The sequence below is a fragment of the Streptomyces sp. NPDC026589 genome (assembly GCF_040638385.1).
In the GTDB taxonomy this organism is placed as follows: Bacteria; Actinomycetota; Actinomycetes; order Streptomycetales; family Streptomycetaceae; genus Streptomyces.
Genome location: NZ_JBEZYG010000013.1, coordinates 231,153 through 247,330, shown reverse-complemented (window position 1 = coordinate 247,330; position 16,178 = coordinate 231,153). Strand labels below are relative to the sequence as shown.

General features: G+C 70.8%; 13 protein-coding genes. 1 reads left to right on the top strand and 12 read right to left on the bottom strand.

From position 1 onward, the window contains the following. Positions 1-7 precede the first annotated feature (7 nt). The 12 genes from AB0F29_RS23395 to AB0F29_RS23340 form a co-directional block, all read right to left on the bottom strand. Positions 8-670, bottom strand: a complete 663-nt coding sequence (locus AB0F29_RS23395; protein WP_361874990.1) for a hypothetical protein — start codon at positions 668-670, stop codon at positions 8-10. Positions 671-696: 26 nt separating this feature from the next. Then, positions 697-2,484: an acyl-CoA dehydrogenase family protein gene (locus tag AB0F29_RS23390; protein WP_361874987.1), complete on the bottom strand. Its 1,788-nt coding sequence runs from the start codon at positions 2,482-2,484 to the stop codon at positions 697-699. After that, positions 2,481-3,533, bottom strand: coding sequence for a methyltransferase (locus tag AB0F29_RS23385; RefSeq protein ID WP_361874984.1), 1,053 nt, complete (start codon positions 3,531-3,533; stop codon positions 2,481-2,483). Before AB0F29_RS23385 ends, AB0F29_RS23390 begins: the two co-directional genes overlap by 4 nt. A 79-nt stretch (positions 3,534-3,612) precedes the next feature. Further along, positions 3,613-4,386 carry an N-acetyltransferase gene (locus tag AB0F29_RS23380; protein WP_361874981.1) on the bottom strand — a complete coding sequence of 258 codons (774 nt, stop codon included), beginning with the start codon at positions 4,384-4,386 and terminating at the stop codon, positions 3,613-3,615. Between the two features lie 188 nt (positions 4,387-4,574). Continuing rightward, entirely contained in the window at positions 4,575-5,366 is a 792-nt protein-coding gene (locus AB0F29_RS23375; protein WP_361874978.1) for a leucyl/phenylalanyl-tRNA--protein transferase, read from the bottom strand. Between the two features lie 7 nt (positions 5,367-5,373). Further along, complete coding sequence (locus AB0F29_RS23370; RefSeq protein WP_361874975.1) at positions 5,374-8,448, bottom strand: amino acid adenylation domain-containing protein; 3,075 nt, start codon at positions 8,446-8,448, stop codon at positions 5,374-5,376. A 587-nt stretch (positions 8,449-9,035) separates the two neighbouring features. Continuing rightward, positions 9,036-9,632, bottom strand: coding sequence for a hypothetical protein (locus AB0F29_RS23365; protein WP_361874973.1), 597 nt, complete (start codon positions 9,630-9,632; stop codon positions 9,036-9,038). A gap of 71 nt (positions 9,633-9,703) precedes the next feature. Continuing rightward, positions 9,704-10,870, bottom strand: coding sequence for an ROK family glucokinase (locus AB0F29_RS23360; RefSeq protein WP_361874970.1), 1,167 nt, complete (start codon positions 10,868-10,870; stop codon positions 9,704-9,706). Between the two features lie 133 nt (positions 10,871-11,003). Beyond that, positions 11,004-11,861: an ATP-binding cassette domain-containing protein gene (locus AB0F29_RS23355; protein WP_361874967.1), complete on the bottom strand. Its 858-nt coding sequence runs from the start codon at positions 11,859-11,861 to the stop codon at positions 11,004-11,006. Then, complete coding sequence (locus AB0F29_RS23350) at positions 11,858-12,913, bottom strand: ABC transporter permease (RefSeq protein ID WP_361874964.1); 1,056 nt, start codon at positions 12,911-12,913, stop codon at positions 11,858-11,860. Before AB0F29_RS23350 ends, AB0F29_RS23355 begins: the two co-directional genes overlap by 4 nt. Beyond that, entirely contained in the window at positions 12,910-13,890 is a 981-nt protein-coding gene (locus AB0F29_RS23345) for a sugar ABC transporter substrate-binding protein (RefSeq protein ID WP_361874961.1), read from the bottom strand. Before AB0F29_RS23345 ends, AB0F29_RS23350 begins: the two co-directional genes overlap by 4 nt. 362 nt (positions 13,891-14,252) lie before the next feature. Next, positions 14,253-15,011 carry a GntR family transcriptional regulator gene (locus AB0F29_RS23340; protein WP_361874958.1) on the bottom strand — a complete coding sequence of 253 codons (759 nt, stop codon included), beginning with the start codon at positions 15,009-15,011 and terminating at the stop codon, positions 14,253-14,255. A 131-nt stretch (positions 15,012-15,142) separates the two neighbouring features. On the opposite strand from AB0F29_RS23340, the gene AB0F29_RS23335 reads away from it, so the two are divergent. Continuing rightward, positions 15,143-16,165: a Gfo/Idh/MocA family oxidoreductase gene (locus AB0F29_RS23335; RefSeq protein ID WP_361874955.1), complete on the top strand. Its 1,023-nt coding sequence runs from the start codon at positions 15,143-15,145 to the stop codon at positions 16,163-16,165. Positions 16,166-16,178: the final 13 nt, after the last annotated feature.

Here is a 16,178-nt window from a genome sequence, read left to right as displayed (position 1 = left end):
CGACCTGTCAGTCGATGCCCTCGGTGAGGCTGCTCCAGAACAGGGCTTCGTAGCCGTGGACCATGCGGGCGGTACGCAGGGCCTCCGTGGGGTCGTCACCACGGGCCAGACCTTCCCGCAGCACTGCCGCAGCCTGGTCCAGAAGCTCCTGGGGGGTGTCGGCGAAGTAGAGGAAGTGGCCGACCGACACGTCGCTGAAGCCGCACCGCGACCGCAGGGCGTCCGCCGCGCGGGCGTAGTGGCGGCCCGACTCCCCCGCGTTGGCCAGCAGGGCCAGGGCCATGTCGCTCTGCGTGCCGTGGAGCGCGGTCTGCGTCAGATAGGCGGGGTAGGCCTGGGCGAGCGGGCTCGGTTCGTGGGCCGCCAGCCGCTTCTCGTCCATGCCGAGCGCGGCGGCGAAGTCCAGGAGCAGCCGGAGCGCCTCCCCCTCACCCTGGGCCATCGACAGGAAGAGGCCACCGGCCGGCGGGGAGGGGAAGCGGGAGGCGAGCAGGGCGCAGCTGCGCAGGTCGCTGCGGACCAGACGGTACAGCTCACCGGCCAGCGTGCCGAGCCTCTCCTCGGGCAGGAGTCCCGCTTCGAGCAGGTCGAGGAACCGGTTGCCGGCCACCGGGCCCGCCACCTGTTCGCGCGCGGACGCGATCAGATCCGTGACGTCTTCGTCGTACATCGAACTCTCCTTGTCCTCGGTCGGGTTCAGTGGTGTGCGCCGTCCTGCCGGGGTGCCGGGATCTTGCGGCGCAGGTTGCGACCGGTGGCCGGTCCCGGCTTCGGTTCGGCGATCCAGGGGCCGTCGGTGGAGGGGTCGAGGACACCGTCCTCCAGCCAGCCGAAGCCTCCGTCGAGCACCTGGCGGGCGACCGCCCGGTCGCGGGCGTCGGTGTTCTTCTCCAGCTGTCCGAAAAGCTCCGTGACGCGCAGCCGGGACCGGGCGCAGAAGGCGTCGGCCAACCGGGCGGGGCTTTCGCCGTGTTCGGTCAGCGCTTCGGCATAGGCGCAGGTGACGGTCATCGCGTACAGCTCGGCCCCGATGTCGACGATCCGCCCCAGCTGCCGCTGCTGATCGTCGAGTCGGGCGTCCGGCTGTTCCGCGTACGTCCCGACCGACCGGGCCAGTTCGCGTGCGGCCTCCTCGACGAAGCTCCGATGTCCGGTCAGGTGCTCCGGTGCGGCTCCGCGGGCCTCCTGCCGGTCGGTGCCGCCGGCTTCCGCCGACGTCCTGTCCTCGGCGCGGTGGTTCTCGATGACGGACGTGGCGATGAAGGTCCTCAGGGCCTCGGTGGAGCCGTCGAAGATCCGTCCGATCCTCAGGTCCCGCAGCAGTTGTTCCGCCGGCACACCGCGCTCCCCCCGGGCCGCCGCCGACCGGGCCGTCTCGTAGCCGCGGCCGCCGCGGAGCTGCACGAGTTCGTCGGCGACCAGCCACGCCTGCTCCGACGCGTACAGCTTGGCCAGCTCCGCGTCGAAACGGGTGTCGGCGACGCCCAGCTCGGCGAGGCGCCCGGTGACCTCCACCATCGCCTCCAGCGCGAACGCGGTCGACGCGATGAACGACAGCTTCCCCGCGACCGCGTCGTGCTCACCGATCGGCCGCCCCCACTGCACCCGTACCCCGGCCCACTCGCGGGCGATCTTGAGGCTCCATTTCGCCGCGGCCGCGCACACGGCGGGGAGCGACAGCCGACTGGTGTCCTGCGCCGCGAGCGCGATGTCCAGCCCCGCCCCCTCGGCACCGATGCGGTTGCCCGAGGGAACGACGACGTCGTGCAGGCGTATGGCTCCGTTCTCCAGGCCCCGGAGACCGAGGAAGGAGCTGCGGTGCTCCACCGTCACCCCCGGTGAGTCGGCTTCCACCACGAACGCGGTCATCCCGCCGGGCCCCGCGCCCGAGGCCGGCACCATGGCCATCACCACGAGCAGGTCCGCGATCACCCCGTTGGTCGCCCACAGCTTCACCCCGTTGAGCCTGTACGTCCCCGACCCGGGATCGGGGACGGCCGTGGTGCGCATCCGGAAGGGGTCGTTGCCGATGTCCGGCTCGGTGAGCGTGAACGCCGAGATCTCCCGGACACAGCGCGGCAGGAAGGCCCGCTTCTGCTCCTCGGTGCCGAACAGCGTGATCGGCTGGGGCAGCCCGATGGCCTGGTGTGCCGCGAGCAGTTCGCCGATCGCCGAGTGCGCGGTGGTGACGATCATCAGCGCCCGGAAGTAGCACATGCCGGACAGCCCGAGGCCGCCGTAAGCCCGGGGGATCCTGATGGAGAGGGCGCCGATGTCCTTCAGCCCTTCGACGACCTCGTCGGGGATGCGGTCCTCCCGTTCGATGCGGTCCCCGTCCACCTTCTGTTCGCAGAAGTCCCGCAGGCGGGCGAGGAACTCCTCGTCCTCCGGCCCAAGACGCCTCGGGTCACCGGAGACGACGGTGAGGAGGCCGGTGCGGAGCCGTCCGAGGAACAGCTCCGCACCGAAGTCCGACGCGGTCACAGCGCCGCCGCGGGCACGGCCTCGATGATCGACAGCGGCCCCGCCGCACCCAGTCGTACGGACCGGACATCGAATCCGGTCTCCTGGAGCATCACGCGGAACTCGCTCTCGGTCCTCTCCCGTCCACCCGTGTTGACCAGCATGTTCAGGTCCGTGAAGAACATGATCGGCTGGTCCGTGGACGCGGTCTCGGGGAGCACGGAGCCCACGATCAGCAAGGTGGCGGAATCGGGCATCTGGGAGCGGCAGGAGCGCAGCAGCGCCCGGGAGTCCTCGTCGCTCCAGTCCTGGAAGACGCTCTTGATGATGTAGAGGTCGCCGTCCTCCGGGATGTCCTGGAAGAAGTCGCCCGCCAGCGCCTCGCAGCGGTCCGCGACGCCCGCCCGCTTCAGAGCGTCGGGCGCCTCGGCGACGCCGCTCGCGCTGTCGAACACGACGCCCCGCAGATGGGGCTGGGTGGAGAGGACCGCCGCCAGCAGGGTGCCGTCGCCGCCCCCGAGGTCGATCACCTTCTTGGCGTGGGAGAAGTCGTACCCGGCGGCGAGCTGCCCGGCGGCGATCCTCGACTCCTCGCTCATCGCCTCGTTGAACAGCCGGTTGGCATCTCCCTGATCGGCGACGTAGCTGTAGAAGTTCTTGCCGTGGACGTGGTCGAACGCCCGCTCCCCCGTCGTGACGGAGTGGCCGAGCCCCTGCCAGGCGCGGAGCAGGATGGGGTGGCAGAACATCCGGGAGAACGCCCGCAGGGAGTCGGGCGAGTCGGAGCGCAGCTGGGACCCGACGTCGGTCAGGGCGAAGTGCCCGGGCTCGGGCTCGGTGAACAGCCCGACGGCCGTGAGCGTGCGCAGCAGGCGGCGCAGCGACGGCTCGTGGGTGCCGCTCTCCGCCGCGAGCTCGTGGCCGGCGCGCGGCTCGTCCTTGATCAGGTCGGCTATCCCCAGCTCGGCCACCACACCGATCGCATGGGCCGTCATGTACCCGCCGATCTTCTCGATGAGCGCCGCGCGCAGGTCCATCTTCTCGGCGGAGTCGTTCGCGATCTCGGTCATCAGGATGCGTCCTTCGTGGTCGGGCCTCGGCGAGGCCGGAGTGGGTCGGGGATCGGAGGTGAGCGCGGTGGCGGGTTGCCTACGCGTACGGGGGCAGCCCGGTCAGGGGATGCCGGATCCAGACGTTGGGCTCGATGTAGACGGCGTGGTCGCGTTCCAGGTCCACCACGACCGGGCTCAGGGCGCCGGCCACTTCGACGGGGCCGCCGCGGTCCAGGGGCAGCCCGGTCCAGGAGCGCCACTGCGCGAGGCTGCCGGAGATCGTCATGGAGACCGGGCAGACCTTCAGCACCTGGCCGCCCGCGCGTACGTGCACGCGGAGCCAGGGGTCTTCGGGCAGTCCGTCGGGGCGGGTGCGCCGGGCGTACCGGTCCATCGAGAGCTGCGGGTGGCGGTGCTTGAGGCTGGGCCGCACCGGAGCCACCAGATCCCGGAACCCCTCCCGGCGCCCGTGGTCCTTGAGGGCGTCCAGGGCACGTGCGGACAGGTTCTGCGCCTTGCGTCCGGGAACCACGGCGATCTCCATCGCGCACAGGGTGTCCAGGGCGCGGTCCAAGAAGGTGTCGGACATGCACTGGCGGAGCGCCTCGTCCCAGCCCCGGTCGGACAGCGTGTCCGGGTCGCCGTCCCAGTTGAGGGGCACGCTGACCGCTCGGGCGACGACCGTTCCGTCGTCGTCGAAGAGCACGAGCTGGTGCCGCTTGTGCCGTTCGAAGGCCCAGTGGACCAACATCGGGTCGGGAGCGATGTACGCGGGCCAGGACGACTCCATCGTCAGCAGGGCCGGCTCCAGGTCGGGGCGTTCGGCGAGAGTGGCGACGTGCAGTGCGGCGGTGCCGGTGCTGATGGGCATGGCGGATCTCCTGAGGTGAGGTCGTGCCGCAACAGGTGGTGTCGTATGTGTCGATCTGTGGTGCCTGGCGGCGTGTGGTGCCGTGCCGACGTGCGGTCCCGTGCCGCACCGTGCCGAGGCTCGCGATGTCACGCCGGCTCGTGATGTCGTGCGGCGGCTGGTGGGGGGTCGCGCGGCGACGGCCGGCGTCAGTCGGCCAGTCGGCGCGCGGGCTGCGGGCCGGTGGCCAGGGCCGTGCCGTCGTGCGGGGCACGGAGGAGTTCCAGATACCGCGACCGCGGAACCGGGCGGGCTCCGAGCAGCCGCGCGTGGTCGCTGTCGTGCTGGACGTCGATGGCGAGGCCGCCGGCCTCCGCGAAGCGCCGTGTCAGTTCGGCGACGGCGACCTTTCCCGCCCCGCTGCGCAGGGTGAACTGCGAGTCCGCGCTGAAGACCGCGCCGACGCGCACACCGAAGGTGCCTCCGACCAGCTCACCGTCCTCCCAGACCTCGACGCTGTGCGCGTAACCGCACGCGTGCAGCCGGCACAGGCTGGCCAGCAGCCGGTCGGTGAGCCACCGCTCGGAGCGGCCCTCCCGACAGTGGGAGACGACGCGTTCGAAGCAGACGTCGGCGGTGGTCGTCCAGTGCGTCGCGGCACGCAGCTGCCGGCGCAGACTGCGCTGGATGTGGGGCCGGTCCACCGGGATGAGCGGGCGCGGGTCGGGGGAGCACCAGGCGACCGAGAAGGGCTCCTTGGAGCCGGCGAACACTTTCACCCGCCCCGCCGCCACGTCCGGCTCGTAACTCATCTCGTTGAACAGCCGGTGCTCGGGGCTCTCGGCGGGAAAGGGGTACAGCCCCTGGCGATAGGCGCTGAGCAGACCCTGCGGGCTCAGGTCGTCGCCGAACGCCACCGGTCCCTCGGCGGGCGCGCGTGTCAGATCCAGATCCAGTACTTCCCAGGCCGACCAGGGCCGGGGCAGGCTCGCTATCAACATGCCGGCCTCACAGGAAGTCGATGTCGGTCAGATACCGGATGTAGCGGTCGAGCATCTCGCCGTCGACCGGCGGGATCTCGATGCCGCTGCCCCGCAGGGCCTCGTCGACGTTGTCCCGGGTGAAGACCGGGAAGGTCGTTTCGAGGTACATCTCCGCCACGCTCATCACGCCCGTGGCGCACCGGTCGATGAAGAGCGGGGCGAACGGGGTCATGGGGTGGTCGGGCTGCTCCACCGCGATCCTGACCACCTCGTCGAGCCATTCGTCCCAGGGCACGTCACGGATGGTGTGCCCGTGGGCCCGCAGCCGGTCGGTGAGCACGGCGACGTTGACCTTGCCCGGATTGGTGAGGTGGTAGACCTCGCCGGTCGGCAGCCGGCGCCGGGCGATGTGCGCCACGGCCGCGGCGAAACAGTCCACGGGCGTGTAGTCGAGGGGCAGTTCGGCGACCGGAGAGGTGCCGGTGTCCACGATGAACCTCTTCATCGCGCACATCTCGGTGGCCGTGTTCCACGCGCCGGTCTCCCGGTCGCCGGAGATGTCGGCAGCCCGGTAGACGGCCACCGGAAGACCTGCCTCGGCGGCGTTGCGCAGCAGCTCCTCGGCGACCCACTTGCTCTCCACGTAGCCGACGGACAGGTGGTCGACGTGGGCGGCGGGTGTCCGCTCGGTGACGTGCCGGACGCCCGCGGTGCCGAAGCCGGAGATCACCGCCATGGTGGAGGTGTAGTGGACGGGGGCGTTGCGGTAGCGAGCGGCCAGGCGGATGATCTCGCGCGTGCCGTCGACGTTGGCCGCGCGCATGTGCGTGTAGGGATAGATGAAGTTGACGAGCCCACCCGGGTGGTGGATGACGTCGACGAGGCCGGCGAGTCGGTCGAAGTCGTCCTCCGAGAGGCCCAGCCGCGGTTCGGCCAGGTCTCCCCGGACGGCGGCTATCCGCCCGGATCCACGGTGTCCGGCCAGGTCGTCGTCGAAGTAGTGCCGGGCGTTCGCCTGGATCCGGTCCATCGCGTGGGTGTCGCTGTCGGCGCGGACGAGACAGTGCACGGTGGCGTCGGTGGTGGACAGCAGCTCACGCAGCAGATAGACGCCGAGGAACCCGGTGGCGCCGGTGAGGAAGATGTGGGCGGGCCGGTCCCAGGAGGCGGGGGCGGCCGGTGACCGGTTGACCGGGACGTCCAACACGGTCTCGGCGGCGAAGTCCACGGCCTTGGCGTCGTCGCCGGAGAAGGTTCCGGCCCTGGCCGACTCGACGGCGGCGGCGAAACCGCGCAGGGTCGCGTCGTCGAGCAGCAGCCGGATCAGCGGACGGACCTGGGTGATCATGATGCCCAGGGAGGCCCGGACCTTGGCGAGGAGCTGGGCGGCCAGGATCGAGTTCCCGCCCAGCTCGAAGAAGTTGTCGTACGGTTCCACGTGGTCCGTGCCGAGCACCTGACACCAGATTCCGGCCACAGCCCTTTCGATCACGCCGGACGGCTGCTCCGGGTCGGCCGCGGGAGGCGCCGGTCGCGGCGTCGCCCCCGCCATCGGATCGGGCAGGACGTCGTGGTCCACCTTGCCGTTGCTCTTCACGGGCATGTCGAGGAGCCGCACGAACGCGGACGGCACCATATAGCCGGGGAGCCGATCGGCGACGAAGGCGCGTAACTCCCGCGAGCCGAGCGCCTCCCGGTCGCCGGTGGTGGCCGCCTCGACGTAGTAGGCGGCGATCTCGGACTCGCCGCGGCGGCTGTACGTCTTCACCGCGGCGTCCGCGACCCCCTCGTGCGCGGCGAGGACGGCCTCGATCTCCTCCGGCTCCACGCGGAAGCCCCGCACCTTGATCTGCCGGTCGGCACGGCCCACGACCTCCAGGTACCCCTCGTGCGTCCAGCCGCCGAGATCCCCGGTGCGGTACATCCGCGCCCCGGCCCGCTCCGCGTGAGGATCGGCCAGGAACCGCGCCCGCGTCGCCTCGTCCGTCAAGTAGCCCAGGGCCACACCGGGTCCGGATATGTACAGCTCGCCGTGGCGCCCCGGCGGGACCGGGCGCATGTCCTCGTCCAGGACGTGGACGACCGTGCCCGGCAGCGGTCGTCCGATGGGGGCCGGGCCCCGGTCGGCCAGTACCTGCGGCGTGATCTCCATCGTGCAGGAGGTGATCGTCGTCTCGGTCAGTCCGTACGCGTTCACCAGCCGCGAGTTCGGCAGGAGGCGCAGCGCGGTCCTGCAGTCCTCGGCGTGGACGGCGCTGCCGCCCACGATCGTCAGCCGGACGGGAAGCTCCGCCGGCTTGTTCGCGAGCTCGGACAGGAAGGTGCGCCAGTACGAAGGGGTCAGGTCCATGACACTAATGCGGCGCTCGACCAACTCGACCGCGAGTTCACTCGGGGCCCACGGACGATCGGGGAGGACGAGCGTCGCCCCGTTCAGCAGCGTGACCAGGATCTGCTCGATGGAGGTGTCGAAGGTGACGGACGCGAACTGCAGTACCCGGTCCGCCGGACCGATTCCGTAGCGCTCGTTGATCTCGTCGAAGAGGTGGGCGAGCGACGCATGGGCGACCCTCACGCCCTTCGGAGCCCCGGTGGAGCCCGACGTGTAGATGATGTAGGCGCAATCCGCTCCCTCCGCCGCCGCGCGTTCGGGGCCGTACGCCGCATGTTCGCGGGCGTACTCCGGGTCCGGGGAAAGCGCTCCGCCGACCGCGTCGACCCGCAGAACCGGCAGGTCGGGCACGCCGAAGCGATCCGGGCCGCCCGGTCCGGCGAGAACGGCGGCACAGCCCGTCTCCTCCAGGAACGCGGTGACGCGATCGGCGGGCAGACCCGGCTCCAGCGGCAGATACACCGCACCCGCCTTCAACGTGGCGAGCAGGGACACCACCAGGCCGATCGACCGCTCCTGATGGACCATGACGACGGATCCCCTGCCGACACCGTGGGATCGCAGTCGGCCCGCCAGCCGGGCGGCGAAGGAATCCAGTTCGGCGTACGTGATCCGCGCATCTCCCTGCTCCACCGCGATCGCGTGCGGCAAGGAGGCGGCTCGCCGTGCGAATTGCTCGTGAACCAACGTCTTGCTGTTGTTTTCCATGGGTCCCCCTCGATCAATAGCGCGGGCACATCCGGTAAAGCATCAGCAGCACCACAGGAATGGCGACTTCTTGAGATCTCACTCCGTTTCGGAGCATGAAAATGACACGCGAATACCAGCGCGTTTCGTTGTTCTTTCCGGCCATGAAGTGGAATGAGGACCGGCAGCCGGTCCCATCAGGCACAGGCGGTGGAGGACGCGGGTCCGTCAACTCACGGGCGTTGCTCGGGGCTCCGTTCGACGCACGCCTGAATTCTCCCCGGGCCGGATGGACACCATCGCACGCTTCCCCCTCCGCAGACCTGCGCATCCGTCCGGCGGACACGCCAAACGAGCAGGTACCCATAGGGGGTTGGGGTATCTCTAGGTGCTCGTGTCACCCCCCGTATGAGCAACCTCGCCCCAGGAAGCTAACTGATCAAGCGCCGCTTGGCAACGCCTCGGCCACACGAGAGTATGACCGGCACCTATTCCCTAGCCATGTGCCGAGAACAAAGTGCGAGGATGCATGTCGCAAACGGGACATACAAACCGGATGCGCTACTGAATGGCGATTCCACCATGCGAGACCGCTATTCAGCGATGCGTCACGGGGTCGCCGCTGATACGACATAAACGACCGGAGCCGCCGGGTCGGTCATATTGACCGTGATGTTCTGGGTGGGGCGCGGCTTCTTGTTCTTGTGCGTGGTGCTGGCCCAGTCCTCGCCCGGGCCGAAGGACCAGCCGGTGATCTTGATGTCCCGGGGGCTGATGTCGATCGTGTCCGGCTCCAGCGCCGCGCGTCCGGTGCCCACCCCGGTCAGGAAGCGGTCGAGACCGGCGGAGGTCGTCCGGAACTTCGCGTACATCCGGCTGGCTTTCCAGTTGTTCGTCTCGTAGTACTGGACGCCCTGCCCGTTGCCGGGGATCGGGATCTCGAAGATCCGGCGCTGCATCTTGGAAGGCCAGCCCTCCCGGAGGCCCACGGCGGCCGCCTCGGCCTCCTTGTCCTGGCCCGAGCGGCGGCTCTGGCCGGCCGAGATCAGCAGGTAGCCGGCCGGGATGCCGATCAGCAGCACGATGATCGTCGCGGTGATGAAACGCCGCTTGAACACATGCCGCCGGTCCTCGGGCGGCTTGCCCTCGCCGTCGCCCGGCGACTCCGACTGGTGCGGCACCACGGGGTGCTCGGCTGCGATCATGATCAGGTGGTCCTCAAGGTGCTGCGGTGACGGCGTACTGAAGGGTGGACGCCGGAAAGGGCGGCTGCGGTTCAGTCAGCGGTACGGGTGGACCGCGTGTTGCGGATGGTGCTCGCCGCCTGGTCGTAGATCTGGGCGTACCGCTCGTACCGCTCGACGCGCCGCCGGTTGGCCCGGCGGAATCGGCGGGCGACCAGCCGGGCCAGGTCCGCGGCGCCGACCATACCCGCCTCGGGGCCGAGCTGCGCCTTCGCGATCCGGGCCTCGGGGCGGTAGCCGCGGCCGGTGAGGTGACGCTTGAAGGCGTCCCTGGCGGGGTTGATCAGCAGGTCGTCGGCGGCGCTGACGCCGCCTCCGATGACGAAGCAGGAGGGGTCGAGCGCCGCGGCCAGATTGGCGATGCCGATGCCGAGCCACTGGCCGATGTCCTGGAGCAGCTCGATGCACATCGCGTCGCCCTCGCGGGCCAGTTCGGTGATGAGCGGGCCGGTGATGTCGGGGATGTTGCCCTTCACCCGGTCCAGGAGGTAGTGCGCCACCGGGGAGTCGGCGGCGGCCAGTTCCCTGGCCTCGCGGACCAGGGCGTTGCCGGAGCTGTACTGCTCCCAGCAGCCCCGGTTGCCGCACGGGCAGCGGTGGCCCGAGGGCACGACCTGCATGTGGCCGAACTCACCGGCCACGCCGTACTTGCCGCGCTTGACCTGGCCGTCCTCCAGGATCGCGCCGCCGATCCCCGTACCGAGAGTGATCATGACGAGGTGGTCCTCGCCGCGCCCCGCCCCGAAGCGCCATTCCGCCCAGGCGGCGGTGTTGGCGTCGTTGTCGACCATGACCGGGACGACCAGGCGGGACGCGATCGCGTCGCGCAGGGGCTCGTCGCGCCAGGCGAGGTGCGGGGCGAACAGCACCTTGGAACGGTCGGCGTCCACCCAGCCCGCCGCGCCGATGCCCACCGCGTGGACGTCGTGGCGGTCGGAGAGGTCCAGGACCAGTTCGACGATGGTGTCCTCGACGACCTTGGGGCTCTTGGACTTGTCGGGCGTCTCGGTGCGGAGCTGTTCCAGGATGTTGCCGTCGGCGTCGACGACGCCCGCCATCACCTTGGTGCCGCCGATGTCGATCCCGACCGTGGGGACCCGGGGGGCGGTGAGGTGCGAGCGGCGTTCCTTGGTGCCGACGGTCTTGAGGACGGTGGCGCGGGCGGAGCCGCGGTGTGCGAAGTCGCGGTACGTGCTCATCGTCCCTGCGGGGTCTGGGGGGCCGGGCCGCTGTCGCGGCCGGCGGCGGACGGCGCCCGCCGGGCTCGATTCTGCCACTGCCCGGCCCCGGGGGGCCGGTGAGCGGGGTCGGCCGCGCCGGGACGGTCGCCGCTCAGGGAGTCCCGCCCTTCGCGCCGTGGGCGCCCGGGAGGGTGGGGGTCGGGGTGCGTTCCAGCTCGTGGCTGAGCTCCTCCAGCTCGCTGCCGCCCGCCATCTGCCGGGTCAGCTCGTCCAGCGTGACGTCGTCCTTGGTGTGGCTGCCGGACATGGCGCCGCGCTTGAGGAGGATGAAGCGGTCTCCGACGAGGTGGGCGTGGTGCGGGTTGTGCGTGATGAGGACCACGCCGAGGCCGGCGTCGCGGGCGGCCGCCACGTACTTGAGGACCACGCCGGACTGCTTGACGCCGAGGGCCGCGGTCGGCTCGTCCAGGACCAGGACCTTCGCACCGAAGTAGACGGCGCGGGCGATGGCCACGCACTGGCGCTCGCCGCCGGACAGGGTGCCGATGGGCTGGTCGACGTCGCGCAGGTCGATGCCCATGCGCAGCAGTTCGGTACGGGTCGTCTCGCGCATCCTGCGGACGTCGAGGCGCTTGAAGGGGCCGAAGCCGACGGTGGGCTCGGAGCCGAGGAAGAAGTTCCGCCAGACCGGCATCAGCGGGACGACGGCGAGGTCCTGGTAGACGGTGGCGATGCCCCGGTCCAGTGCGTCGCGCGGGTTGGCGAGGGTGGTCTCCTCCCCCTCGATCAGGAAGCGTCCGGCGTCGTGCCGGTGCAACCCCGCGATGATCTTGATGAGGGTGGACTTGCCCGCGCCGTTGTCCCCGAGGACGCAGGTGATCTGGCCCGCGTGGACCTCCAGCGAGACGTGCTCCAGGGCCTTGATGTTCCCGTAGAACTTGGACACGTCGTCCAGCTCGACCAGCGGCCCCTCGGTCGCTCCGGCGGGGTCTTCAGGGGTGGCCGTCATGCCGTCGCCTCCGCGCGCTTGCGCACCCACGCGTTGAGCAGGGTGGCCAGGAGCAGCATCGCTCCCAGGAAGAATTTGAACCAGTCCGGGTTCCACTCGGCGTACACGATGCCCTTGCTCGTCATGCCGAAGATGAAGGCGCCGACGGCCGAGCCGATCGCGGAGCCGTAGCCGCCGGTGATCAGACAGCCGCCGATGACGGCGGCGATGATGTACGTCAGCTCGTTGCCGACGCCCTCGCCGGACTGGACGACGTCGTAGCTGAACAGCAGGTGCTGGCCGGAGACCCACGCGGCGAAGGCGACGCCCAGATAGAGCCCGATCTTGGTGCGGATGACGGGGACGCCGACCGCGCGGGCCGCGTCGGCCTCGCCGCCGACGGCGAAGATCCAGTTGCCGAAGCGGGTACGGAGGAGGATCCAGGTGGCGACGCCGACGAGCGCCGCCCACCACAGGATCGTCACCTTGAACTCGACGCCGCCGAGGGTCAGCGTCGAGGCGAACAGCGCGCGGGCCGAGTCGAAGCCCTCCATGTCGCCGATGGCCTTGGTCGAGACGGTGCCGCTGATGAGCTTGGTGAAGCCGAGGTTCAGACCGGTCAGCATCAGGAACGTGCCGAGCGTGATGATGAAGCTCGGCAGTCTGGTGCGGGTCAGCATGAAGCCGTTGAACGCGCCGATGGCGAGCGTGACCAGCAGCGACACGAGGACGCCGACCCAGACGTTGGCCGTCATCTGGTAGCTGAACATCGAGGAGATCAGCGCGGAGCTGGTCACCATGACCCCGGCGGAGAGGTCGAACTCGCCGCCGATCATCAGCAGCGCGACCGGCGCGGCCATGATGCCGAGGACGGAGGCCGCGTACAGCACGGTGCCGAGGCTGGAGGCCTGGAGGAAGCTGTCGGCGACGATCGCGAAGAAGAGGAAGACGGCCGCCGCGCCGACGACCGAGCCGAGCTCGGGGCGGCCGAGCAGCTTGCGCAGCGGTGAGGTGCGTACCAGCCGCTCGTCCACCTTCGCCGGCGCCTCCGGCGCGGCGGTGGAGCCGCTCATCGGGTTCCCCGCTTGGTGAAGTCCGCCAGGGCGTCGGCGTCGTCCTTGGTGATGATCTGCGGGCCGGTGAGGACGGGCAGGCCGCCGCCGAGGACGTTGCGGTTGTAGCGGTAGAGCCAGAGCAGGTCGACGGCCTCGTAGCCCTGGAGGTAGGGCTGCTGGTCGACGGCGAAGCCGAGCTTGTCGGTCTGGAGGCCGGTGGCGACCTTGGCGTTGAGGTCGAAGGTGTCGATCTCGGCCTTGCTGCCGGCCGTCTGCTTGGCCTGGACGGCGGCGTCGGCGAAGGGGGCCCCGAGGGTGACGACCGCGTCGATGCTCTTGTCGGACTGGAGCTTGGCCTCGATGGACGCGGTGACGTCGGGCATGTTGGTGCCGTCGACGTACAGGTTCTGCATCGTGCCGTCGAAGGTCTTCTTCGCCCCGGCGCAGCGCTGCTCGTGGCCCACGTTGCCCTGCTCGTGCAGGACGCACAGGGCCTTCTCGCGGTCCCGGCTGTTCAGCTCGTCGCCGACGGCCTCGCCGGCGATCGACTCGTCCTGGCCGATGTGGGTGAGCGCGCCGAACTCCTTGGACTCCGCGGAGCCGGAGTTCACGGTGACGACCGGGATGCCGGCCTTGACGGCCTTGGCGACCACGGCCTTCATCGCGTCCGGCTTGGCCAGCGAGACGATCAGCCCGTCCACCTTCTTGTCGATCGCGGTCTGGACGAGCTGGGCCTGCTGGTTGGCCTCGTCGTTGTGCGAGTAGAGGAAGTTGATGTTGTCCTTGAGGGCCGCCTGCTCGGCGCCCTTCTGGACGATGTCCCAGAAGGTGTCGCCGTCGCCCGAGTGGGTGACCATGGCGAAGGTCCAGCGCGGTGTGTTCACCGCGGCCCGTCCCTCGGCCGCGGCGGCGGCGCGCTCCTCGGCGCGCTTGCCGCCGGTGCTGCTGCATCCCGCGAGGGAGGCGCCCAGCACCACTGCCAGCACGGCGCCCATCGCGCGTACCCCTGTCCGAACCCTTGCCACGACGCCGTGCCCTTCTACTGCTGCTCGCTGTGCTGCTTGACGGGGCCGGGGAGTGTACGGTCCCGGCCCGGCTGCCCAAGTATCCCCGAGCATCCGACGGACACGGAGCCTGGGGCACGGGGGCTGCCGAGCGCAACCCGTGTGCCCGCACCGTTTCAGCCCGTCCGGCGTTTGAGGACGGAACCCTTGCGTGGGTGGGCCTGCGGTCGGCGGGGCCCCGAGGCGCAGGGTCCCGGCGTAGGCGGCGACACCACGTCGACGGTTCCGTCCTCAAACGCCGGACGGGCTGGGTGGGCGCACCCCGGCGGGCCCGAGGAAGGCTCCGGACGGGCTCAGGCGCGTACCAGGAGCTGGAACTCGAAGGCGTACCGCTCCGCCCGGTAGACGTGCGAGCCGAACTCGACGACCCGGCCGGTGTCGTCGTACGTCGTGCGCTCCATCGTCAGCAACGGCGCGCCCATGGGCTCCGCCAGCACCCGCGCCTGCCGGTCGTCGGCGGCGCTCGCGCCGACGGTCTGGCGGGCGCTGTGCAGGGTGACGCCGGACGCCCGCATCAGCCGGTAGAGGCCGGTGGACTCCAGTTCCTCGGTGAGCAGGGGAAGCAGCCCGGGGGGCAGGTGGTTGCGCAGGAGGGCCATCGGTTCGCCGTGGGCGCTGCGCAGCCGTTCGACGAGGTGGACCTCGCTGCCCTCGGCGACGCCGAGCGCGGCGGCGACCTCGGCGGTGGCCGGTTCCGTGGTGTTGCGCAGGACGCTGGTGGCGGGGCGCCGGCCGGCCGCCTCCAGGTCGTCGTAGAGCGAGCTGAGCTCCAGCGTGCGGCGGACCTTGCTGTGGACGACCTGGGTGCCGACTCCCCGGCGGCGGACCATCAGGCCCTTGTCGACGAGCGACTGGATGGCCTGGCGGACGGTCGGCCGGGACAGGCCGAGGCGTGCTGCGAGGTCGATCTCGTTCCCGAGCAGGGCGCCCGGGGCCAGCCGGCCCTGCTCCACGGCGGCTTCCAGCTGCTGTGCCAGCTGGAAGTAGAGCGGCACCGGGCTGGTGCGGTCCACGCTCAGCGGCAGCGGCCGGTCGGATCCATGTGCGGTCACGGGGCGAGCGTAGTTCGCTTGTCCGGACAAAGCCATGGCGTACCGGGGCGGGGAGCCGCCGATCGGTGCGGCCGCCATTTGTCAGGACAAACGCTTGACATGATGACCGGGCGAACGTCACCTTGGGGCCCATGCGCATCGGACTGATCGGAACGGGACGGATCGGCACATTCCATGCGGAGGTGCTGAGCCGTCACCCCGCCGTGGACGCCCTGTTGCTGGCGGACGCGGACCCGGAGCGGGCGGCCGGAGCCGCGGCGCGGACGGGAGGGACGGCCGTCCCGGTGGACGGCCTGTTCACCGGGGAGGACGCCGCCGGCGGGGGCCCGCCCGACGCCGTGGTGATCTGTTCGGCGACCTCGGCCCATGCCGGGCTCATCGCACGCGCCGCCCGCGCCGGACTGCCCGTCTTCTGCGAGAAGCCGATCGCCCTGGACCTGCCGGGCACCCTCGCCGCGCTCGCGGAGGTCGAGGCGGCGGGCAGCGTGCTCCAGCTCGGCTTCATGCGCCGGTTCGACGCCGGGTACGGCGAGGCCAGGGCCGCCGTACGGGAGGGAAGGCTCGGCCGGCTGCACACCGTGCGCACGGTCAGCTCCGACCCGGCCCCGCCGCCCGCCGCCTATCTCCCGCTCTCGGGCGGGCTGTACCGCGATTGCCTGGTCCACGACTTCGACATCCTGCGCTGGGTGACGGGCCGCGAGGTGAGCGAGGTGTACGCCACCGGCTCGGACTCGGGACCCGCGATGTTCCGGGAGGCCGGGGACGTGGACACGGCCGCCGCCCTGCTCACGCTCGACGACGGGACGCTCGCCACCGCCACCGCGACCCGGTGCAACGGAGCCGGGTACGACGTACGGATGGAGCTGGCCGGCGAACGGGACCAGATCGCCGTCGGCCTGGACGACCGTACGCCGCTGACCTCGGCCGAGCCCGGTGGCCCCGGCGCACCGGCGAAGCCCTGGCCGGGGTTCCTGGAACGGTTCGCCCCGGCGTACGAGGCGGAACTGGACGCGTTCCTGCGGGTGGCCCGCGGCGAACGGGCCAATCCGTGCGACGGGCGGGAGGCCCTGCACGCCCTGCGGATCGCCGAGGCGTGCGAGGTCTCCCGCCGCGAACACCGGCCGGTGGCGATGACGGAGATCCCCGGCGGCTGAACCGGGCCCGGGC

Coding starts and splice junctions, on each gene's coding strand:
- AB0F29_RS23350 (WP_361874964.1), bottom strand. CDS start 12,913: ATGAGCGGCTCCACCGCCGCGCCGGAGGCGCCGGCGAAGGTGGACGAG.
- AB0F29_RS23385 (WP_361874984.1), bottom strand. CDS start 3,533: ATGACCGAGATCGCGAACGACTCCGCCGAGAAGATGGACCTGCGCGCG.
- AB0F29_RS23395 (WP_361874990.1), bottom strand. CDS start 670: ATGTACGACGAAGACGTCACGGATCTGATCGCGTCCGCGCGCGAACAG.
- AB0F29_RS23345 (WP_361874961.1), bottom strand. CDS start 13,890: ATGGGCGCCGTGCTGGCAGTGGTGCTGGGCGCCTCCCTCGCGGGATGC.
- AB0F29_RS23370 (WP_361874975.1), bottom strand. CDS start 8,448: ATGGAAAACAACAGCAAGACGTTGGTTCACGAGCAATTCGCACGGCGA.
- AB0F29_RS23380 (WP_361874981.1), bottom strand. CDS start 4,386: ATGCCCATCAGCACCGGCACCGCCGCACTGCACGTCGCCACTCTCGCC.
- AB0F29_RS23375 (WP_361874978.1), bottom strand. CDS start 5,366: ATGTTGATAGCGAGCCTGCCCCGGCCCTGGTCGGCCTGGGAAGTACTG.
- AB0F29_RS23355 (WP_361874967.1), bottom strand. CDS start 11,861: ATGACGGCCACCCCTGAAGACCCCGCCGGAGCGACCGAGGGGCCGCTG.
- AB0F29_RS23360 (WP_361874970.1), bottom strand. CDS start 10,870: ATGAGCACGTACCGCGACTTCGCACACCGCGGCTCCGCCCGCGCCACC.
- AB0F29_RS23335 (WP_361874955.1), top strand. CDS start 15,143: ATGCGCATCGGACTGATCGGAACGGGACGGATCGGCACATTCCATGCG.
- AB0F29_RS23365 (WP_361874973.1), bottom strand. CDS start 9,632: ATGATCGCAGCCGAGCACCCCGTGGTGCCGCACCAGTCGGAGTCGCCG.